17 protein-coding genes, 3 tRNA genes and 1 pseudogene are annotated in these 20,341 nt (G+C 71.8%); 12 read left to right on the forward strand and 9 right to left on the reverse strand.

Annotated elements, in window-relative coordinates; genetic code table 11:
• The 5 genes and pseudogenes from M8H82_RS34595 to M8H82_RS34615 all read left to right on the forward strand — a co-directional run.
• Positions 1-740: pseudogene (locus M8H82_RS34595) on the forward strand (DNA polymerase III subunit gamma and tau); the annotation flags it as partial.
• 121 nt (positions 741-861) lie between these two features.
• A complete protein-coding gene (gene purD / locus M8H82_RS34600) occupies positions 862-2,112 on the forward strand; it encodes a phosphoribosylamine--glycine ligase (RefSeq protein ID WP_250079398.1) in 1,251 nt (416 codons plus the stop codon).
• 309 nt (positions 2,113-2,421) lie between these two features.
• A complete protein-coding gene (locus tag M8H82_RS34605) occupies positions 2,422-4,512 on the forward strand; it encodes a hypothetical protein (RefSeq protein WP_250079401.1) in 2,091 nt (696 codons plus the stop codon).
• Positions 4,513-4,743: 231 nt separating this feature from the next.
• Complete coding sequence (locus M8H82_RS34610; protein ID WP_250079402.1) at positions 4,744-6,249, forward strand: N,N-dimethylformamidase beta subunit family domain-containing protein; 1,506 nt, start codon at positions 4,744-4,746, stop codon at positions 6,247-6,249.
• Positions 6,250-6,341: 92 nt separating this feature from the next.
• Entirely contained in the window at positions 6,342-7,241 is a 900-nt protein-coding gene (locus tag M8H82_RS34615) for a phosphoribosylaminoimidazolesuccinocarboxamide synthase (RefSeq protein WP_250079404.1), read from the forward strand.
• Positions 7,242-7,303: 62 nt separating this feature from the next.
• Here M8H82_RS34615 and M8H82_RS34620 read toward each other — a convergent pair.
• From M8H82_RS34620 to M8H82_RS34655, 8 genes are all read right to left on the reverse strand, one after another.
• Positions 7,304-7,376, reverse strand: a tRNA-Gly gene (locus tag M8H82_RS34620).
• Between the two features lie 23 nt (positions 7,377-7,399).
• Positions 7,400-8,014 carry a response regulator transcription factor gene (locus M8H82_RS34625; protein WP_250079406.1) on the reverse strand — a complete coding sequence of 205 codons (615 nt, stop codon included), beginning with the start codon at positions 8,012-8,014 and terminating at the stop codon, positions 7,400-7,402.
• On the reverse strand, positions 8,011-9,258 hold the full coding sequence (locus M8H82_RS34630) for a sensor histidine kinase (protein ID WP_250079429.1): 1,248 nt from the start codon (positions 9,256-9,258) through the stop codon (positions 8,011-8,013). The genes M8H82_RS34625 and M8H82_RS34630 overlap by 4 nt, the downstream gene beginning before the upstream one ends.
• The gene (locus tag M8H82_RS34635) at positions 9,240-10,022 is read right to left on the reverse strand and encodes an ABC transporter permease (RefSeq protein ID WP_250079408.1); all 783 of its coding nucleotides are present in this window, start codon (positions 10,020-10,022) and stop codon (positions 9,240-9,242) included. The genes M8H82_RS34630 and M8H82_RS34635 overlap by 19 nt, the downstream gene beginning before the upstream one ends.
• On the reverse strand, positions 10,019-10,969 hold the full coding sequence (locus tag M8H82_RS34640) for an ABC transporter ATP-binding protein (protein ID WP_250079409.1): 951 nt from the start codon (positions 10,967-10,969) through the stop codon (positions 10,019-10,021). The genes M8H82_RS34635 and M8H82_RS34640 overlap by 4 nt, the downstream gene beginning before the upstream one ends.
• 125 nt (positions 10,970-11,094) lie before the next feature.
• Positions 11,095-11,167 (reverse strand) — tRNA-Gly (locus M8H82_RS34645).
• Between the two features lie 80 nt (positions 11,168-11,247).
• Positions 11,248-11,319 (reverse strand) — tRNA-Gly (locus M8H82_RS34650).
• A gap of 137 nt (positions 11,320-11,456) precedes the next feature.
• Positions 11,457-11,774, reverse strand: coding sequence for an Lsr2 family protein (locus tag M8H82_RS34655; protein ID WP_186286515.1), 318 nt, complete (start codon positions 11,772-11,774; stop codon positions 11,457-11,459).
• Positions 11,775-12,052: 278 nt separating this feature from the next.
• Between M8H82_RS34655 and purS the strand changes: the two genes are divergently transcribed.
• The 7 genes from purS (at position 12,053) to purM (ending at position 19,795) form a co-directional block, all read left to right on the forward strand.
• A complete protein-coding gene (gene purS / locus M8H82_RS34660; RefSeq protein WP_030251612.1) occupies positions 12,053-12,316 on the forward strand; it encodes a phosphoribosylformylglycinamidine synthase subunit PurS in 264 nt (87 codons plus the stop codon).
• Positions 12,313-12,993 (forward strand): phosphoribosylformylglycinamidine synthase subunit PurQ, encoded by a 681-nt coding sequence (gene purQ, locus M8H82_RS34665; protein ID WP_250079411.1) that lies wholly within the window; start codon positions 12,313-12,315, stop codon positions 12,991-12,993. The genes purS and purQ overlap by 4 nt, the downstream gene beginning before the upstream one ends.
• Positions 12,990-15,248 (forward strand): phosphoribosylformylglycinamidine synthase subunit PurL, encoded by a 2,259-nt coding sequence (purL, locus tag M8H82_RS34670; RefSeq protein WP_250079413.1) that lies wholly within the window; start codon positions 12,990-12,992, stop codon positions 15,246-15,248. The genes purQ and purL overlap by 4 nt, the downstream gene beginning before the upstream one ends.
• 82 nt (positions 15,249-15,330) lie before the next feature.
• Positions 15,331-16,128 carry a maleylpyruvate isomerase family mycothiol-dependent enzyme gene (locus tag M8H82_RS34675; RefSeq protein ID WP_250079415.1) on the forward strand — a complete coding sequence of 266 codons (798 nt, stop codon included), beginning with the start codon at positions 15,331-15,333 and terminating at the stop codon, positions 16,126-16,128.
• A 59-nt stretch (positions 16,129-16,187) separates the two neighbouring features.
• The gene (locus M8H82_RS34680; protein ID WP_250079417.1) at positions 16,188-17,087 is read left to right on the forward strand and encodes an META domain-containing protein; all 900 of its coding nucleotides are present in this window, start codon (positions 16,188-16,190) and stop codon (positions 17,085-17,087) included.
• 57 nt (positions 17,088-17,144) lie between these two features.
• A complete protein-coding gene (purF, locus tag M8H82_RS34685) occupies positions 17,145-18,671 on the forward strand; it encodes an amidophosphoribosyltransferase (RefSeq protein WP_250079419.1) in 1,527 nt (508 codons plus the stop codon).
• Between the two features lie 32 nt (positions 18,672-18,703).
• The gene (gene purM, locus M8H82_RS34690; RefSeq protein WP_250079421.1) at positions 18,704-19,795 is read left to right on the forward strand and encodes a phosphoribosylformylglycinamidine cyclo-ligase; all 1,092 of its coding nucleotides are present in this window, start codon (positions 18,704-18,706) and stop codon (positions 19,793-19,795) included.
• Positions 19,796-19,878: 83 nt separating this feature from the next.
• Here purM and M8H82_RS34695 read toward each other — a convergent pair whose 3' ends face one another.
• A complete protein-coding gene (locus M8H82_RS34695) occupies positions 19,879-20,133 on the reverse strand; it encodes a DUF3073 domain-containing protein (RefSeq protein ID WP_186286507.1) in 255 nt (84 codons plus the stop codon).
• Positions 20,134-20,341 lie beyond the last annotated feature (208 nt).

Below are 20,341 nucleotides of genomic sequence, written 5' to 3' on the forward strand. Positions count from 1 at the left end.
GGCCCACCACCACGCCCTCCGCGACCCCCGCAGCGCCGGCCCCCGCCGCGGCCACGCCCCCGCCGACCGCGCCCTCGGCCCCGAGCGCCCCCGCACAGGCCCCCGCGCCCCAGCGCGCCCCCGCCGCTCCCGGCGGCGGCGGCCTGGACCCCCGCACGCTCTGGCCGAACATCCTGGAGGCCGTCAAGAACCGCCGCCGCTTCACCTGGATCCTGCTCAGCCAGAACGCCCAGGTGACCGGCTTCGACGGCACCACCCTCCAGCTCGGCTTCGTCAACGCCGGCGCCCGCGACAACTTCACGACCAGCGGCAGCGAGGACGTCCTGCGCCAGGCGCTCATGGAGCAGTTCGGCGTCCAGTGGAAGGTCGAGGCCATCGTCGACCCGTCGGGCGGCGGCTCCGCCCCTCCGCAGGGCGGCGGCTCCTCGGGCTACGGCGGAGGCGGCTACGGCGGCGGTGGCGCCACGGCGTCCCCCGCGCGCCCGGCGCCCTCCCAGCCCAGCCCCGCGCCTGCCTCCACGGCGTCGGCGCAGTCGGCTCCGTCGCGCAGCACGGCACCCGCCTCCGCTCCGGTGCCCCAGCCCTCCGCCCCGGAGCCCTCGCCCCGGCCTCCCGTGTCCATCGAGGACGACATCCCCGAGGACGACGACCCGGACCTCAATGAATCGGCCCTCTCCGGCTACGACCTGCTCGTCCGTGAGCTGGGGGCGACGGTGGTCGAGGAGTTCACGAACGAGTAGGCGGAGCACTCACCGGCGATCATCCTCATAGGGGCTTTTGTAGGAACCCACAACCTCCGCCCCCGCCTTCCTTCAGCAGCCCGCACAATCCGGCCACCCCGGCTGCGGTTAGGCTGAGCCCGTGAAGGTCCTCGTCATCGGCAGCGGCGCCCGCGAACACGCCCTGTGCCGCTCACTGTCCCTCGACCCCGACGTCACCGCGCTGCACTGCGCCCCCGGCAACGCCGGCATCGCCGGGGTCGCCGAGCTGCACCAGGTCGACGCCCTCGACGGTGCCGCCGTCAGCGCACTGGCCACCCGGCTCGAAGCCGACCTGGTCGTGGTCGGCCCGGAGGCACCCCTGGTCGCGGGCGTCGCCGACGCCGTGCGCGAGGCGGGCATCCCGGTCTTCGGCCCCTCCGGGGAGGCCGCCCGGATCGAGGGTTCCAAGGCCTTCGCCAAGGAGGTGATGGCGGCGGCCGGCGTCCCGACGGCTCGGTCGTACGTCTGCACGACGCCCGAGGAGGTCGACGAGGCCCTCGACGCCTTCGGCGCCCCCTACGTCGTCAAGGACGACGGTCTCGCCGCCGGCAAGGGCGTCGTCGTGACCGCCGACCTGGAGACCGCGCGGGCGCATGCCAACGCCTGCGAGCAAGTCGTCATCGAGGAGTTCCTCGACGGCCCCGAGGTCTCCCTCTTCGCCATCACCGACGGCGAGACGGTCCTCCCCCTGCAGCCCGCCCAGGACTTCAAGCGGGCCCTGGACGGCGACGAGGGCCCGAACACCGGCGGCATGGGCGCGTACTCCCCGCTGCCGTGGGCCGACCCGCAGCTGGTCGAGGAGGTGCTGGAGACCGTTCTCCAGCCCACCGTCGACGAGATGCGGCGCCGCGGCACGCCGTTCTCCGGGCTGCTCTACGCCGGTCTCGCCATCACCTCGCGCGGAGTGCGGGTGATCGAGTTCAACGCCCGCTTCGGCGACCCCGAGACCCAGGTCGTGCTGGCCCGCCTCAGGACGCCGCTCGCCGGGGTCCTGCTGGCCGCCGCCAAGGGTGACCTCGCCGACCTGCTGCCGCTGCGCTGGAGCGCCGACGCCGCGGTCACCGTGGTCATCGCCTCGCACAACTACCCCGGCACCCCGCGCACCGGCGACCCGATCACCGGCCTCGACGAGGTCGCCGCCGAGGACGCCCCGCACGCCTACGTCCTGCACGCCGGTACCCGCACCGACGGCGACGCCGTGGTCAGCGCGGGCGGTCGCGTCCTGTCGGTCACGGCGACCGGCGAGGACCTGACCGAGGCCCGGGAGCGTGCGTACCGGGCGGTCGCCCGCATCGGTCTGGACGGCTCCCAGCACCGCACGGACATCGCGGCGAAGGCGGCCGCCGAGTGAACGAAGGGCCGTAGGCCCTTCCGATGAACCCCGCAGGCCCCGGATCCGTCTCAGGAACCGGGGCCTGATCCTTGCTGTCCGTCATCCAGCTTTCCCCAGAGCCATTCCATCGAGTGACCGATGCCCCATCCGGCTGACGGAGGCCGGGCCCCCAACTATGGTGCGGCGCAAGCGTTCCGGCACTTGGCCCACCGGCATTGCGATGTCGGTGACGGGTGCCACAGTGGGGGAGTGACCAAAGCCAGGACAGGTGGGACAGGCAGCGCAGCCTTGACGGCCCGCGCGTGGGGGAGGGGGTGAGGTCCGGTCGTGACCGGTATGGGTGTGGAGGCAGGCGCGCAGGCCGCGCGTTCCCGGGCGCTGGCCGTGCTGCGGATCCGCAGCCGGGCACTGGCGGTGGCCCTGCTGCCCGCGGCGGTCGCCGTGGTGCTGCTGGCGGGTGGCTCCACGGGCCACCTCGTGGGCTCCGGCTGGCATACCGCCCGCTGGGCGGTGACCTGTGTCGCGGTGCTCGTGCTGCTGGCGGCGGGCGGAATCGCCCTGGTCGTGGCCCGCTCCCGGCCGGCCGTCAGTCCGACGGTCGCGATCGCGGAGGAGTCGGCCCCCGATCTGTACCGGATGGTGCGTGACCTGGCCGACCGCCTGGACGTGCCCGCGCCCTCCGCGATAGCGCTGACCCCGGACTGCGACAGCTGGCTGGAGGACCGCACGCACCCGGCGCACGGCCCGCCCCCGCGCGAGCACCGCGACGAGCTCACGAGCGGCCTGCGCGGCCCGCACCGCCGCGCCTCGGCGGCCCCGGTGCTGGTCATCGGATCGCCGTTCCTGTGGTGGATGCGGGTGGGCGAGCTCCGAGCCGTCCTCGCCCCGGTGGTGGCCGGTACGGGACCCTCGGCGCACCCCGACATAGCGGCGGCCCGCCGTTTCATACGGGGCCTGGACGCGGCGGTGGCGGTGGCGTCCGCCCCGAACCGCGGCCCGCTCTCGCGTGCAGTGCTGTCCGGTGTCGGCAAGGTCGCCCGCATGCTGCTGAGCAGTTGCCGTGAGCACGCGTCGGAGATGGAGCGAGGGGTGGCTGCTGCGGCGGCGGAGCGTGCACAGGCTGTGGATTACGGCCTGCGCATCGTCGCCCAGGAACAGGTGGGCCTGGCCTACGCGGGCTGGGACCGTCTCCTGACCCGGGTGGCGCTCCCGGCCTGGCGGATGGGCCGCTGGCCGTCCCGCCTGGACGCGGGCGTGGTGGCCGCCCTCACGGAACTGTCCCGCCGGGACCGGCTGGCCGAGGGCTTCACCTCCCGCCTCGGCGAGCGCCCGGCCTGCGACCTCCTGGAGGAACCGGGCTCGGTGGACGAGGCGGCATCCTTGCTGGCCGCACGGCTGTTCCACGGCGGTCCGGCGGAAGCGGGCCCGGACTGGGCCCCGGTCGGCTGGCAGGAGTACCCGGAGGAGGTGGTGGACCGCAAGTGGCGTACGGACGCGGCCCGGCTCCACCGAGTCCTCGACACCCTCGGCGTCCGCCGCCCGAACACCCGGACGGACGGCCCGACCCTGTCCCGCGTACTGGACCACCTGTCGACACGGGACGACTCCGCGTCGGCGGCGGATGAGCGGACGACATCGGCGGATTCTGCGTCCGCGGCGGTTGAACGGACCGCGCCGGAGGCCCCTGCGTCCGCGGTGGATGAGCGAACGTCGCCGGGGGACTCCGCGTCCGCGGCAAATAAGCGGACGACGCCTGGAAACCCTCCCCCCGCAGCGGACGAGCAGACCGCGCCGGAGACCCCTGCCCCCGTGGCGGGCGAGCGGACGACCCCGGAGCAACCGACACCCGCTCCGGACCCCACCCGCGCCCACACCCCGCAGGCGCCACCCGCGCCCGCACTCCACGACGAGGCCGCACCCGCCCACGAAGACGCGGCCGCACCCGAAGACGAGACCGAAGCCGGGCTCGACGCCGACACCGAAGCCGGATTCGACACCGACGCCGACACCGAAGACCCCGCCGACACCGAACGCTCCGCCGCCCTCGCCGCAGGCCTCACCGCCGAACTCGCCCGCGAGGAATCCGCGGCCCCGCCGAGCCCCGCCGCCCCGGCACCCGACACCGCTCTCTGGGACGACGGCGCGCTCCCCCTCTTCCCGCTCCAGCCCCCGCGCTCCCCGCGCGAGCTGCTCGCGGACCATGTCACCGCGATGGTCTGCTGTGCCGCCATGGACACCGCGGGCGCCACCCCCGGCCTGGACTGGCTCGACGGCCCCACCCTCCTCGTCAACGGAGAACGCGCCGCCGACCTCACCCCCCGTGTCCTCAGCCTCATCGAGGAGGGCGACCCGGCCCCCCTGAAGGCCTGGCTGATCGAATCCGGCATACGCCCGGAAAAGCCGGTACGCCTCGTCTGAGGGGGCCCCGGAGCCACCGAGCCACGCACACGACCCACCCCGCACCCCCGTACACCTGTTCCCGCAGACCGGAACCCCAGATTCCACTTTCGGCCAATTCGCAACGAATAGTGACAGCATGCGTGCGCAATGTGATGTGCTGGGACCGATCGCGCCCATGGCAAGGGCTTGCGACATACGACCGTCACGAAGGCGCCACAGACCACGGGGGCAAGAGGGAGGGGAGCGACCATGGGGTCGGAGCAGATCCGCCGCTGGGAGTCGGGAGCACTCGCGCACGCCGTCACGGACCCCTTCGGCCAGGGCCCCGTCCCCTGGCTCCGTGGCACGGAGACGTACTTCGACGACACGGGCCAGATGGTCCCCTGGTACGTCGACACCCCCCAGGACGCACCGGCGCCCCCGGGCGCCCACCGCATCCCCGCCCCCCGCGCCGGCCGCCCCACCGAGGGCCCCCGCTCGGCGGACGACGTCCACCGCCAGATCAAGGGCTTCACCTCCACCGGCGCGGTCGCCCCGGGCGAGGCCGTCGACTTCCACATCACCGTCGACCCGCCCCAGCAGTTCAGCGTCGACGTCTACCGCATCGGCCACTACGGCGGGGACGGCGCCGCCAAGATCACCACCAGCCCCCGGCTCTCCGGCATCGTCCAGCCCCCGCCGCTGGCCGCCGACCGCACGGTCTCCTGCCACCACTGGTGGCTGTCCTGGCGGCTGCAGATCCCGTCGTACTGGAGCATCGGCGCCTACGTCGCGGTCCTCACCACCGCCGACGGCTACCGCTCCCACATCCCGTTCACCGTCCGCGACGACCACCCGGCCGATCTGCTCCTGCTGCTGCCGGACATCACCTGGCAGGCGTACAACCTCTACCCGGAGGACGGCCGCACCGGCGCCAGCCTCTACCACGCCTGGGACGAGCACGGCCGGCTGCTCGGCGAATCGGACGCCGCGACGACCGTCTCCTTCGACCGCCCCTACGCCGGCGCCGGCCTCCCCCTGCACGTGGGCCACGCCTACGACTTCATCCGCTTCGCCGAGCGCTACGGCTACGACCTCGCCTACGCCGAAGCCCGCGATCTGCATGCCGGCCACATCGACCCCACCCGCTACCGCGGCCTGGTCTTCCCCGGCCACGACGAGTACTGGTCGGCGCCCATGCGCCGCACGGTCGAGCTGGCCCGCGACCACGGCACCTCGCTGGTCTTCCTCTCCGCCAACACCATGTACTGGCAGGTGGAGCTGGGCCCGTCCCCGTCCGGCGTCCCCGACCGCCTGCTGACCTGCCGCAAACGGAGGGGCCCGGGCAAGCCGGTCCTGTGGCGCGAGATCGACCGCCCCGAGCAGCAGCTGGTCGGCATCCAGTACGCGGGCCGGGTCCCCGACCCCCACCCCCTGATCGTCCGCAACGCCGACCACTGGCTGTGGGACGCCACCGGTGCCCAGGAGGGCGACGCGCTGGCCGGCCTGGTCGCGGGCGAGGCCGACCGCTACTTCCCGCGCATCGCGCTGCCCGAGCACGAGGAGCGCATCCTGCTGGCGCACTCCCCGTACCCCGACGGCGAGGGAGCCCTCCGCCACCAGGAGACGTCCCTCTACCGCGCCCCCTCCGGCGCCCTGGTCTTCGCCTCCGGCACCTTCGCCTGGTCGCCCGCCCTGGACCGCCCGGGCCATGTGGACCCCCGCGTCCAGCGCGCCACGGCCAACCTCCTCGACCGCATCTGCAAGCACGACTGACCCGGCCCGCAGTCCCCCGCCGACCCCCGGTCCAAGGTCAGACCCCTCATACGGGACAATCGAGCCATTGGCCAGAACCACGGGGAGGAACCGTGTCCGGATTCGTAGAAAAGCCCGAACCGATCGAGGTTCCGGGCCTGGTGCATCTGCACACCGGCAAGGTGCGCGACCTGTACCAGAACGAGGCGGGCGACCTCGTGATGGTCGCCAGCGACCGCATGTCGGCGTACGACTGGGTGCTGCCGACCGAGATCCCCGACAAGGGCCGCGTCCTCACCCAGCTCTCGCTGTGGTGGTTCGACCAGTTCGCCGACGTGGTCCCCAACCATGTGCTGAGCACCGAGCTCCCGCCCGGCGCCCCCGCCGACTGGGCGGGCCGCACCCTGATCTGCAGGTCGCTGACGATGGTCCCCGTGGAGTGCGTGGCCCGCGGCTATCTGACCGGCTCCGGCCTGCTCGAGTACAACGACACCCGCACGGTCTGCGGCCTCGCCCTCCCCGAGGGCCTGGTCGACGGCAGTGAGCTCCCCGCCCCGATCTTCACCCCGGCCACCAAGGCCGAGGTCGGCGAGCACGACGAGAACGTCTCGTACGAGGAGGTGGCCCGCCAGGTCGGCGCCGACACCGCGGCCCGGCTGCGCCAGGCGACCCTCGCCGTCTACTCCCGCGGCCGGGACATCGCCCGCGAGCGCGGCATCATCCTCGCGGACACCAAGTTCGAGTTCGGCTTCGACGGGGACACCCTGGTCATCGCCGACGAGGTCCTCACCCCGGACTCCTCCCGCTTCTGGCCGGCGGACCGGTGGGAGCCGGGCCGCGCGCAGCCCTCGTACGACAAGCAGTACGTCCGCGACTGGCTGACCTCGGCGGAGTCCGGCTGGGACCGCAAGAGCGAGCAGCCGCCTCCGCCGCTGCCGCAGCAGGTGGTGGACGCCACCCGCGCCAAGTACGTGGAGGCGTACGAGCGCCTGACGGGCACGCGCTGGGCGTAGGCGAGGCAAAAGAAGAAGCCCCCCGGCGGACCGGGGGGCTTCTTCCGAAGAGATTCGAAGAGAGCGGACGACGAGGCTCGAACTCGCGACCTCAACCTTGGCAAGGTTGCGCTCTACCAACTGAGCTACGTCCGCAGTGCGCCGTGGCGCGAGAGCAACTATACCCAACCCCGCTCGCGGGCGAGACGCACCGCCGTATGACGGTTCTCCGCCCCGAGCTTGGAGACGGCCGAGGAGAGATAGTTCCGCACGGTCCCCTGGGACAGCGCGGCCCGCTCCGCGATCTCCGCGACGGGCGCGCCGTCGGCGGCCAGTTCCAGCACCTCGGCCTCCCGCGCGGTCAGCGGCGAGTCCCCGGCGGAGATCGCGTCGGCGGCCAACTCGGGGTCCACATAGCGGTTTCCGGCCCGGACCGTGCGGATGATCTCGGCGAGCCGCTGGGCGCTGACGGTCTTGGGGACGAACCCGCGCACACCCGCCGCAAGTGCGCGCTTGAGGTGCCCGGGGCGGCCATGACTGGTCACGATCATGACCTGGCAGGACGGCAGTTCCGTCCGCAGGGATGTGGCGACCTTCACACCGTCCGCGCCGGGCATCTGCAGGTCCAGCACGGCGACGTCGGGCGCGTGGGCGCGGGCCATCGCGAGCGCCTCGGGCCCGGTCGCCGCCTCGGCCACGACCACCAGGTCGTCCTCCAGGGAGAGCAGCGCGGCCAGCGCGCCCCGGATCAGATGCTCGTCGTCGGCGAGCAGCACCCGCACCTTCCCGCTCATACCGCGACCGCCTTCAGCGGCACCTCGGCCACCACCCGGAACACGCCTCCCTCGGCCCCCGCCTCCAGGGTCCCCGACACGGCGGCGAGCCGCTCCCGCAGCCCGGCCAGCCCCGACCCGTCGCCCTTCGGGACGGCCCCGGCGGCCCCGTCGTTCTCCACCGTCAGCACCACCCGTCCCTCGCGCATCCGCACGGACACCCCGCAGCGCTCCGCGTTGCCGTGCCGCAGCACATTCGTGGTGGCCTCCCGGACCACCCACCCGAGCGCCGACTGCACCTCGGCCGGCAGCCCGGCCACCGGCCCGCTCACCTCGCAGGAGATCCCGGCCGCCGTCAACACCCCGTGCGCACCGGCGAGTTCGGCGCCCAGGTCGGCCTCGCGATAGCCCCGTACGACATCGCGCACCTCGCGCTGGGACTCCCGGGCGATGCGCTGCACCTCGATCATCTGGTCCACGGCTTCCGGGCGTTCGCGCCGGGCGAGCTGGACGGCCAGTTCGCTCTTGAGGGCGATGACGGCCAGGTTGCGGCCCATGACGTCGTGCAGATCGCGCCCGAACCGCAGCCGTTCCTCGGCGACGGCCAGCCTGGCGCGGGTCTCGCGGGCCTCGTCGAGTTCGTAGACGGCGTCGAGCAGCCAGACGGAGAAGGCGGAGGTGAAGGCGACGAACCCGCCGCCGAGCAGCACCACCAGCGCGGTGACCAGCCCTTCCGCGGTGGGCAGTCCCAGCGGCCAGGTGACGGCCCAGGACCCCGCCGCGAAGCCGCCGACCACGGCGAGCACCCGGCGGCGTTCCCGGACGCCGAGCGCGATGGTCCCCGCCCCGAAGGCGGTGACGCCGCCGAAGACGGCGCCCGCCGCGGTCTCGACGTCCTTGCCGCCGGGCCCGTGCTGGACGAGCGCGAGCGCGCCCACGGCGATCACCGCGGTGGCGGCGGCGAGCGCCCACAGCAGCCGCACCGGCTGGTCCCGCCGCCCGCGCGTCCAGTCCAGGGCCCGCGAGGCGGTCAGCATGGTGAGCGCCGCGTGTCCGCACACCACGAGCAGCAGCCAGCCCCCGACCGCCGGTCCGGCCTGGCCGAGGGCGGCGAGACCGACGGAGAAGATCTCGGCCAGCCCGAAGAAGTGGAACGACCAGCGGGTGTACGTCTCGACCTTCGCGGGCGTGCTCTTGCCCCGCCACCATCCCCCCGACACGCGCCACTCCCCGCTCTTCCCGTACGTCAGCGCCGCGGCTCCCAGCGGAACCACCGCCCTACAGCAAACACCGCGAGCGCGGTCCAGGCCAGCGCGGTGAGCAGGGCGCCCAGCGTCTCGTACGCCGACAGGGAGCCGGTCCAGCCGCCGCGCACCAGCGTGACCACCGGGCTGAGCGGCAGCAGGGCGCACACCGAGGCCATCGGTTCGGGCAGCAGCTCCAGCGGGACGGCGATCCCGGAGGCCACCATGGAGACCATCACCAGGGGCAGCGAGGTGACCTGCGCGCTCTCCACGGTCCGGGTGAAGGCGGCCGTCACGGCGGCCAGCGCCGCACACATCACCAGCCCGAACAGCAATCCCAGGACGGCGAGTTGAGGCGCCCTCGGGGAGGTGACATCGAGCAGGGCGGTGCAGCCGGCCACCAGGACCAGGGCCTGCACCAGGCCGACGGCCAGCAGCGGCAGCGCGGCCCCGGTGAGGATCTCGTGGTCGCGCGGCTCGCCGGTGCGCAGCCGCTTCAGGACGAGTTCCTCGCGCCGGCCGACGAAGACGCCGATGAGCGGCGAGTACACCGCGAACAGCAGCGAGAAGCCGATCGCCCCCGGCAGCAGCACCTTCCCCACGTCGAGCCCGTGCTCGGCGAGGTCCATGTCCTCCACCGCCGCCCGCACGGTGAACGGCAGCACCAGCGGCACGAACACGGCCGCCATGATCATGCCCTTGCTGCGCCCGAACAGGGTCAGCTCCGCCCGCGCCAGGGCGGCCACCCGCCGCGCCGGGGTCGACATCGTCATCGGCGCGCTCATGCCGCGTACTCCTTCGACTCGGACGCCTCCCGGGCGATGCCCAGGAACGCCTCCTCCAGCGACGCCGACCGCACATCCAGCCGCCGCAGCTCCACCCCGGCCTGGTCGGCCCAGGTCAGCAGCCCGGTGGCGGCCCGCTGGAGCTGGTGGGTGCGCAGCCGTACGACCCGGCCGTCCACCTCGTGCCCGGTCACGCCCAGCTCGTCCAGGGGCGGGAGGTCGCCCAGGAACCAGGTGTCGGGCAGCTCGAAGGAGATCCGGGCGGGCCGGCTCGCGGTCACCTCGGCGGGGGTGCCGGCGGCCGCGATGCGCCCCTCGTGCAGGATCGCCAGCCGGTCGGCGAGGCCCTCCGCCTCCTCCAGGTAGTGCGTGGTCAGCAGGACGGTGGTGCCCCGCTCGCGCAGGGTGCGCACCAGTTCCCAGGTGTCCCGGCGGCCCTCGGCGTCGAGGCCGGTCGTCGGCTCGTCGAGGAACAGGACCTCGGGGTCCCCGATCAGCGCGAGCGCCAGGTCGAGGCGCCGCCGCTCACCCCCGGAGAGCTGCTTGACCCGCACCCCGGCCCGCCGCCCGAGCCCGACCAGCGCCAGCACCTCGTCCTCAGGCCGGGCTCCGCTGACGCATCCGGCCCACATCCGGGCGGTCTCGGCGACGGTCAGCTCGGACGGGAAGCCGCCCTCCTGGAGCATGACGCCGGTCCGCGGCCGGACGACGGCCCGCTCGGCGAAGGGATCGTGGCCGAGCACCCGGACGTGTCCCGCGGCGGGCTTGGCGAGCCCTTCCAGCAGTTCGACGGTGGAGGTCTTGCCCGCGCCGTTCGTGCCGAGCAGCGCGAAGATCTCACCGCGGGCCACCGAGAAGGTGATGCCGCGCACCGCCTCGAACCCGCCCCCGTACACACGCCGCAGGTCGGTGACCTCAATCACGTGTTCGTGTTCGTTCCTGTCCATGACCTCAGCGTCGCGCCGCCGGGGGCGGCCCGGCAGTGCGCGCTGTCATCACCCCTCATGACAAATGTCAGAAGCGGGAGAAACACGAAAAGACCCCGGTCCGATGGACCGGGGTCTCATTCCCGAGCGGACGACGAGGCTCGAACTCGCGACCTCAACCTTGGCAAGGTTGCGCTCTACCAACTGAGCTACGTCCGCATTGCCTCCGACCGGCTCTCACCGATCGGCGCGGGCACCAGCCTACCTGATCCCGAAGGATGTCCGGTACGGCGGTGCAGAGCGGGTGACAGGAATTGCACACTGCGCCTTCCCCCTGGAAGGGGGATGTTCTACTACTGAACTACACCCGCATGTACTCCGTGAGCTGGGGCTTTTCCGGCCCCGCCCGTCGGCGTGCTCCAGACTCTAGCTGATCCGGAGGGGTGCCGCGCAAGTCGGTTGTCCTCAGGGCCCGCTGACGCACCCTGAGGACGGCGCCCGGGAGCGGTCACTGCGCGGCGGCGAACGCCTCGTAGACCTTCTTGGGGATCCGGCCGCGCGCCGGTACGTCCATCTTGTTGGCCTGCGCCCAGGCCCGGACGGCCGCCGGGTCGGGGGCGACCTCCGTCTGCCGGTAGGCCTTGCCGGAGCGCGACCGCTTGCGGCCGGCCTCCACGTACGGCTCGAGCGCCTTACGCAGTTTCTCGGCATTCGCTTGGTTCAGGTCGATCTCGTACGACTTGCCGTCGAGTCCGAAGGCGATCGTTTCCGCCGCTTCCGAGCCGTCGATGTCGTCAAAGAGGGTGACCACGACCTTCTGCGCCACGAAATTGGTCCCTTCGTACGGCACGGCTGACAATTCATTTGTACAGTGCCCGACAATGCATTGTGAAGCCCGACTAAATCCTCCCGCGTGTCCGAGCGCAATAGGTATCGGGTGACGATCTCGGATCTTTCGGGGAACTTTTCCCGGTGCCACGCTCTCCCACCGGCCCGTGATGGCCATCACGTAGTTTCCTACAAGTCGACGCGCGTAGAAATTTTGTGCGGGTAGTCTGAAACCACTGCAGGAACCTGCTCAGCACCACACCACCGGGAGTGCACGTGGCACGCGTCGTAGTCGACGTCATGCTCAAGCCGGAGATCCTCGACCCCCAGGGCCAGGCGGTGCAGCGCGCACTGCCGCGGCTGGGATTCGACGGCATCTCGGACGTCCGTCAGGGAAAGCGATTCGAACTCGAAGTTGACGGGCCGGTCGACGAGGCCGCGCTCGCCCGCATCCATGATCTCGCGGAATCCTTCCTCGCCAACACCGTGATCGAGGACTTCACCGTGCGGGTCGAGGAAGTCGCGGAGGCCGTGAAGTGACCGCTCGTATTGGCGTCGTCACTTTCCCGGGAAGTCTCGACGACCGGGACACCCAGCGCGCGATCCGCCTCGCGGGCGCCGAGCCGGTCGCCCTGTGGCACAAGGACAAGGACCTCAAGCAGGTCGACGCCGTGGTGCTGTGCGGTGGTTTCTCCTACGGCGACTATCTGCGCGCCGGTGCCATCGCCCGTTTCTCGCCGGTGATGGACACGATCATCGACCAGGCGAAGGCCGGCCTGCCGGTCCTCGGGATCTGCAACGGCTTCCAGATCCTCACCGAGGCCCACCTGCTCCCCGGCGGGATGCTCGGCAACGACCACCTGCACTTCATCTGCCGCGACCAGAAGCTGCGGGTGGAGAACGCGGACACCGCCTGGACGACCGACTACACGGCCGGCCAGGAGATCCACGTCCCGCTGAAGAACATGGACGGGCGCTACGTCGCCGACGCGTACACGCTCGACAAGCTGGAGGCCGAGGGGCGGGTCGCCTTCCGCTACCTGGACTTCAACCCCAACGGCTCCCTCCGCGACATCGCCGGCATCACCAACGAGGCCGGGAACGTCGTAGGCCTCATGCCGCACCCGGAGCACGCCGTGGAGCCGCTGATCGGCACCGGCCGCACCGACGGCCTCCCCTTCTTCACCTCGATCCTCAAGAAGCTGGTCAACGCATGAGCCGGACGCCTCTGGACACGGTCGAGCACGCGACCGCGACCCCCGACGTCGAGCTGCCCTGGGCCGAACTGGGCCTGAAGAAGGACGAGTACGAGCGCGTGGTCGAGATCCTCGGCCGCCGGCCCACCGGTGCCGAGCTCGCCATGTACTCGGTCATGTGGTCCGAGCACTGCTCGTACAAGTCCTCCAAGGTCCACCTCCGCCAGTTCGGCGAGAAGGCCCCCCAGTCCGACGCGCTGCTCGTCGGCATCGGCGAGAACGCCGGTGTCGTCGACGTCGGCCAGGGCTACGCGGTCACCTTCAAGGTGGAGTCGCACAACCACCCCTCCTACGTGGAGCCCTACCAGGGCGCGGCCACCGGCGTCGGCGGCATCGTGCGCGACATCATCGCGATGGGCGCGCGGCCGGTGGCGGTCGTGGACCCGCTGCGCTTCGGCGCGGCCGACCACCCCGACACCAAGCGCGTCCTGCCGGGCGTCGTCGCCGGCATCGGCGGCTACGGCAACTGCCTGGGCCTGCCCAACATCGGCGGCGAGGTCGTCTTCGACTCCTGCTACCAGGGCAACCCGCTGGTCAACGCCGGTGCCATCGGCGTGATGCGGCACGAGGACATCCACCTCGCCAAGGCGTCCGGCGCGGGCAACAAGGTCATCCTGTACGGGGCCCGCACGGGCGGCGACGGCATCGGCGGCGCGTCGATCCTCGCCTCGGAGACCTTCGACGACGCCAAGCCGTCGAAGCGCCCCGCGGTCCAGGTCGGCGACCCCTTCCAGGAGAAGCTCCTCATCGAGTGCACCCTGGAGGCGTTCCGGGAGAAGCTGGTCGTCGGCATCCAGGACCTCGGCGCGGCCGGTCTGTCGTGCGCCACCTCCGAGCTGGCCTCCAACGGCTCCGGCGGCATGCGCGTGACCCTGGACGACGTACCGCTGCGCGACTCCACGCTCTCGCCCGAGGAGATCCTCATGAGCGAGTCGCAGGAACGCATGTGCGCGGTCGTCGAGCCGGAGAAGGTCGACCGCTTCCTGGAGATCTGCGAGAAGTGGGACGTCATCGCCACGGTCATCGGTGAGGTCACCGACGGCGACCGGCTGGAGATCTTCTGGCACGGCGGCAAGATCGTCGACGTCGACCCGCGCACGGTCGCGCACGACGGCCCGGTCTACGAGCGCCCCTACGCCCGCCCCTCCTGGCAGGACGAGCTCCAGGCCGACGACGCCAACAAGCTGCCCCGCCCCGGGACTTCGCAGGAACTGCGCGCGCAGGTCCTGAAGCTGGTCGGGTCCCCGAACCAGGCGTCGAAGAAGTGGATCACCTCGCAGTACGACCACTTCGTGCAGGGCAACACCGTCCTCGCCCAGCCCGAGGACTCCGGCATGATCCGCATCGACGAGGAGACCGGCCTCGGCGTCGCCATCGCCACGGACGGCAACGGCCGCTACGCCAAGCTGGACCCGTACGCGGGCGCGCAGCTGGCGCTGGCGGAGGCCTACCGCAACGTGGCCACCACGGGCGCCAAGCCGCTCGCGGTGTCGGACTGCCTGAACTTCGGCTCGCCCGAGGACCCGGCGGTGATGTGGCAGTTCGCGGAGGCCATCCGCGGGCTCGCGGACGCCTGCCAGCAGCTCGGCACCCCGGTGACCGGCGGCAACGTCTCCCTCTACAACCAGACGGGCGAGGTGGCCATCCACCCGACCCCGGTCGTGGCGGTGCTCGGCGTCATCGACGACGTGGCCCGCCGTACGCCGGTCGCCTTCCAGGAGGAGGGGCAGCTGCTCTACCTCCTCGGCGACACGCGTGAGGAGTTCGGCGGTTCGGCCTGGTCGCAGGTGATCCACGACCACCTCGGCGGACTCCCGCCGCAGGTGGACCTGGAGCGCGAGCGGCTGCTCGCCGACATCCTGATCTCCGCCTCCCGCGACGGCATGATCGACTCCGCGCACGACCTGTCCGACGGCGGTCTGGTCCAGGCGGTCGTCGAGTCGGCGCTGCTCGGCGACAAGGGCGCCCGGCTGATCGTCCCGGACGGTCTGGACGCCTTCACCTTCCTCTTCTCGGAGTCGGCGGGCCGCGCGGTCGTCGCCGTGCCCCGCTCGGAGGAGCTGCGCTTCACCGACATGTGCGGCGCCCGGGGCCTGCCGGCCACCCGCATCGGTGTCGTCGACGGCGACGCGGTCGACGTCCAGGGCGAGTTCACCCTCCCCCTGACGGAACTCCGCGAGATCCACGAGGCGACCATCCCGGCCCTGCTGGCGTAGCCGCCCCTGCGACCCTGAAGGTCCCGTCCGTTCGCCGGACGGGACCTTCACGGCTCACCGCGCCCTGCCTACGCTTGATCACATGCCTCCGGCCAAGAAGCGCGCCCGCACCTACGACCACGCCAGGATCCGCACCGCGGTCCTCGCCCAGCTCACCCACGTCCAGGACGCCGTGCGCGGGCTCACGCCCGACCAGCTCGCGCTGCCGACCCGGCTCGGCGCGTGGACCGTACGGGAGCTCGTCGCGCACATCGGGATGGCGCTCACCGGCATCGGGCGCTCCCTCGCACTGCCCGAGCCGCCGAAGCAGGACGCCGTCCTGCTGGACTGGGCGTTCGCGACCTCCGCCAGCTCCTCGGACATCGACGCGTTCACGCGGAGGCTGGTCCAGGAGCACCCGGACCTCGGCGCCTACCTCGCCGACAGCGCCCGCGCCCTCGCCGAGCAGCTCGACACCCACCCCGGCACCCGGCTGCTCGACACCAACGCCGGCGCCCTGCCGCTCGCCGACTACCTCGTCACCCGCGCCGTCGAACTCGTCGTCCACACCGACGACCTGAACGCCGCGGTGCCGGGCCTCGACGTGCCGTACGACCGCCAGGCGCTCGCCGCCTGCACCCGGCTGCTCGCCGACGCGCTCGCCGCCAAGGCGCCCGGCGGCTCCACCGAGGTGCGGATCCCGCCGTACGCCGTCGTGCAGTGCGTCGAAGGGCTCCGGCACACCCGGGGCACCCCGCCGAACGTCGTGGAGACCGACCCGCTGACCTGGATCCGGCTCGCGACCGGGCGGCTGCGGTGGCCGGACGCCCTGCGCGAGGCGAAGGTCAGCGCCAGCGGTGAGCGCGCCGATCTCGGCCCTCTGCTGCCTTTGATGAGCTGACGACACAACGGACCGGTAACGACAGCGAACCCAACACGCGCCTCGTGCGTCGAAGAGACATGAAGCGGACGACACAGATGAAGTACGCCGCCGCGGCCCTCGCCGGCACCGCCGTGCTGGCCGCCTGCGGCACGGAGTCCGGCAGCGACAGCGGCGCGGTCGGCGACGGCGGGAAGACCACCACGACCTCCGACGTCCTCGCGGACACCCGCTGGGTCCCGCGGACGGTGACCGTCGACGGCAAGGAGTACGAGCTGCCGACGGGGGAGAAGAACTTCCGGGTCGACGAGGCGCACATCACCTTCCGGCCGGGCGCCGCCGAGCCCGACGTCGGCGGCGGGGAGTCCGGCGGCACGGTGGGCTGCAACGACTTCGGCGCCGATGTCACGGTCGACGGGGACACCGTGCGGATCACCGACCTCGCCACCACCCAGATCGGCTGCCCCGGCCCCGTGCAGGAGTTCGAGGAGAAGTTCCAGAGCGTCTTCACCGGCACCCTGAAGGCCGAGGTCGAGGAGCGGGACGGCGTCAAGGTCCTCACCCTGACCCGCGCCGACGGCGACAGCATCACCCTGCGCGAGGGAGCCGAGAAGGAGACGCCCGCGCCGCCCCTCAAGGGCACCAGGTGGACCGTCGACACCCTGGTCTCCGGCACGGGCGACGACGCCACGGCCCAGTCCCTGCCCAAGGGCACCAAGGCCCACCTCACCCTCGGCAAGGACGGCAGCGCGAGCGGCAGCCTCGGCTGCAACACCTTCCGCGGCACGGCGACCGTCAAGGACGGCACCATCGCCTTCGGGCCGCTGTCCACCACCCGCAAACTGTGCGCGGGCCCCGTGATGAAGGCGGAGCGGGAGATGATCGACATCCTGGCCGGCAAGGTGTCCTACCAGCAGAAAGACAGGGAACTGACCCTGACGGCGCGCTCCGGGGCCGGACTCGTCGCCCGTGCGAAGTAAGAAAGCCCACTCCCAGCGAATTCGGACCAGTGGTCGATCTCGCCTACACTCGGAGGCGTGCCACGTGGTGACGGTCGACTCAATCATGATCTGCTCCCCGGTGAGAAAGGCCCCCAGGACGCTTGCGGCGTCTTCGGCGTCTGGGCTCCGGGCGAAGAGGTCGCCAAGCTCACTTACTTCGGGCTCTACGCCCTCCAGCATCGAGGCCAGGAATCCGCGGGAATCGCGGTCAGCAACGGCTCCCAGATCCTCGTCTTCAAGGACATGGGCCTGGTCTCCCAGGTCTTCGACGAGACCTCTCTCGGATCGCTCCAGGGTCATATCGCGGTCGGACACGCCCGCTACTCGACCACCGGCGCCTCCGTGTGGGAGAACGCCCAGCCGACGTTCCGCGCCACCGCGCACGGATCCATCGCGCTCGGCCACAACGGCAACCTGGTCAACACGGCGCAGCTCGCCGAGATGGTCGCCGACCTGCCCAAGCAGGAGGGCCGCAGCCACCGGGTGGCGGCCACCAACGACACCGACCTGCTCACCGCGCTGCTCGCGGCCCAGGTGGACGAGGACGGCAAGCCGCTGACCATCGAGGCGGCCGCCCACCAGATCCTCCCGCAGGTCCAGGGCGCCTTCTCGCTGGTCTTCATGGACGAGCACACCCTCTACGCCGCCCGGGACCCGCAGGGCATCCGCCCGCTGGTCCTCGGCCGGCTGGAGCGCGGCTGGGTCGTCGCCTCCGAGTCCGCCGCCCTCGACATCTGCGGCGCCTCCTACGTCCGCGAGATAGAGCCCGGCGAGTTCGTGGCCATCGACGAGAACGGCCTGCGCACCTCCCGATTCGCGGAAGCGAAGCCCAAGGGCTGTGTCTTCGAGTACGTGTACCTGGCCCGCCCGGACACCGACATCGCCGGCCGGAACGTCTACCTCTCCCGCGTGGAGATGGGCCGCAAGCTGGCGAAGGAAGCCCCGGCCGACGCCGACCTGGTCATAGCGACGCCGGAATCCGGCACCCCGGCCGCCATCGGCTACGCGGAGGCCTCCGGCATCCCCTTCGGCGCGGGCCTGGTCAAGAACGCCTACGTCGGCCGGACCTTCATCCAGCCCTCGCAGACCATCCGCCAGCTCGGCATCCGCCTGAAGCTGAACCCCCTGAAGGAAGTCATCAAGGGCAAGCGGCTGGTCGTCGTCGACGACTCCATCGTGCGCGGCAACACCCAGCGCGCCCTGGTCCGCATGCTCCGCGAGGCCGGCGCCGCCGAGGTCCACATCCGGATCTCCTCGCCGCCCGTGAAGTGGCCCTGCTTCTTCGGCATCGACTTCGCCACCCGCGCCGAACTCATCGCCAACGGCATGACCATCGACGAGATCGGCACCTCGCTCGGCGCCGACTCCCTGGCGTACATCTCCCTCGACGGCATGATCGAGGCGACCACCATCGCCAAGCCGAACCTCTGCCGCGCCTGCTTCGACGGCGAGTACCCGATGGATCTCCCGGACCCCGAGCTGCTCGGCAAGCAGCTGCTGGAGACCGAGCTGGCCGCAGGGCCCGCCGCCACGGCCGCCGCGGACGCGATCCGCCGCCCCTAAGTTCTGCCGTACGACACGAAAGTTCTCACCACATGTCTGCTGTGTCTCATTTGGGAACTCCGTCCCCCGGCACCGGCGCCAGCTACGCGGCCGCGGGCGTCGACATCGAAGCGGGCGACCGCGCCGTCGAGCTCATGAAGGAGTGGGTGAAGAAGACGCAGCGCCCCGAGGTCCTCGGCGGCCTCGGCGGTTTCGCCGGCCTCTTCGACGCCTCCGCCCTCAAGCGCTACGAGCGTCCGCTCCTCGCCTCCGCCACGGACGGCGTCGGCACCAAGGTCGACATCGCGCGGCAGCTGGGCGTCTACGACACCATCGGCCACGACCTGGTCGCCATGGTCATGGACGACATCGTGGTGTGCGGGGCCGAGCCGCTGTTCATGACCGACTACATCTGCGTCGGCAAGGTCCACCCCGAGCGGGTCGCCGCCATCGTGAAGGGCATCGCCGAGGGCTGCGTCCTCGCCGGCTGCGCCCTGGTCGGCGGCGAGACCGCCGAGCACCCCGGACTGCTCGGCCCGGACGACTTCGACGTCGCCGGCGCCGGTACGGGCGTCGTGGAGGCCGACCGGCTGCTCGGCCCGGATCGCATCCGTACGGGTGACGCCGTGATCGCCATGGCCGCCTCCGGTCTTCACTCGAACGGGTACTCGCTGGTCCGGCACGTCCTGCTGAACCAAGCGGGGCTCGCCCTGGACGCGCACATCGAGGAGTTCGGCCGCACCCTCGGCGAGGAGCTGCTGGAGCCCACCAAGATCTACTCGCTGGACTGCCTGGCGCTGACCCGGACCACCGATGTGCACGCCTTCTCGCACGTCACCGGCGGCGGCCTCGCCGCCAACCTCGCCCGGGTGATCCCGGACGAGCTGCACGCGATCGTGGACCGCTCCACCTGGACCCCCGCCCCGGTGTTCGACCTCGTCGGCAGGACCGGCGACGTCGAGCGCCTGGAGCTGGAGAAGACCCTGAACATGGGCGTCGGCATGATCGCCATCGTGCCGGAGGAGTCCACGGACGCGGCTCTGGCGACCCTGGCCGACCGCGGGGTCGAAGCCTGGGTCGCGGGTGAGATCACGGACCGCGGCGAGCACACCACCGGCGCCGAGCTGGTGGGGGACTACGCCTGATCGGCAGCACGAAACCCGGTCCGGCGCCAAAGCCCCGGACCGGGTGAAGTGCAATTGTGACGGAGACTGCGAAGCGTGCTACGTCAAGCGCCGCGACGCTGGGACGTGGGACCGGACTCGCCGTCCTCGTCCTCGTCGTCGTCGTTGTAGAGATCCGCGTACTGGGCGTACGGGTCGTCTTCGTCCTCGTCGTCCTCGAACGGCTCGCCGTTCGGCGGCTGGCTCGAAGTCGAAGCGCCCAGCTCACTGGCCAGACGCGACAGGTCAGTCCCGCCGCTGTTGTACTTCAGCTGGCGGGCGACCTTAGTCTGCTTGGCCTTGGCCCGGCCGCGCCCCATGGCTCGACCCCCTCGGTGACGGGGCTCGACGGCCCCAGGTCTCGACACGCGTTCATGATCTGGAACGGCCCCTCCGCAGAGAGACCGGTCCGTAGGGCTTCCACGGTACCTGAGCCCGCGCCCATACGGTACGTCGCCCGCAGGACGCGCGTGTGCACAGGACCCTCGAGGTGCCCTGTCCTCGCTGGTCAACGGCGATTTTAACCAC

This window comes from Streptomyces sp. YS415 (assembly GCF_023544665.1).
Taxonomy (GTDB): domain Bacteria; phylum Actinomycetota; class Actinomycetes; order Streptomycetales; family Streptomycetaceae; genus Streptomyces.

Bases quoted from the DNA above. Each gene is read 5' to 3' on its own strand.
- M8H82_RS34695 (WP_186286507.1), bottom strand. From the start codon at position 20,133: ATGGGGCGCGGCCGGGCCAAGGCCAAGCAGACTAAGGTCGCCCGCCAG.
- M8H82_RS34675 (WP_250079415.1), top strand. From the start codon at position 15,331: ATGCCTCCGGCCAAGAAGCGCGCCCGCACCTACGACCACGCCAGGATC.
- purM (WP_250079421.1), top strand. From the start codon at position 18,704: ATGTCTGCTGTGTCTCATTTGGGAACTCCGTCCCCCGGCACCGGCGCC.
- purL (WP_250079413.1), top strand. From the start codon at position 12,990: ATGAGCCGGACGCCTCTGGACACGGTCGAGCACGCGACCGCGACCCCC.
- M8H82_RS34640 (WP_250079409.1), bottom strand. From the start codon at position 10,969: ATGGACAGGAACGAACACGAACACGTGATTGAGGTCACCGACCTGCGG.
- M8H82_RS34625 (WP_250079406.1), bottom strand. From the start codon at position 8,014: ATGAGCGGGAAGGTGCGGGTGCTGCTCGCCGACGACGAGCATCTGATC.
- M8H82_RS34680 (WP_250079417.1), top strand. From the start codon at position 16,188: ATGAAGCGGACGACACAGATGAAGTACGCCGCCGCGGCCCTCGCCGGC.
- M8H82_RS34635 (WP_250079408.1), bottom strand. From the start codon at position 10,022: ATGAGCGCGCCGATGACGATGTCGACCCCGGCGCGGCGGGTGGCCGCC.
- M8H82_RS34610 (WP_250079402.1), top strand. From the start codon at position 4,744: ATGGGGTCGGAGCAGATCCGCCGCTGGGAGTCGGGAGCACTCGCGCAC.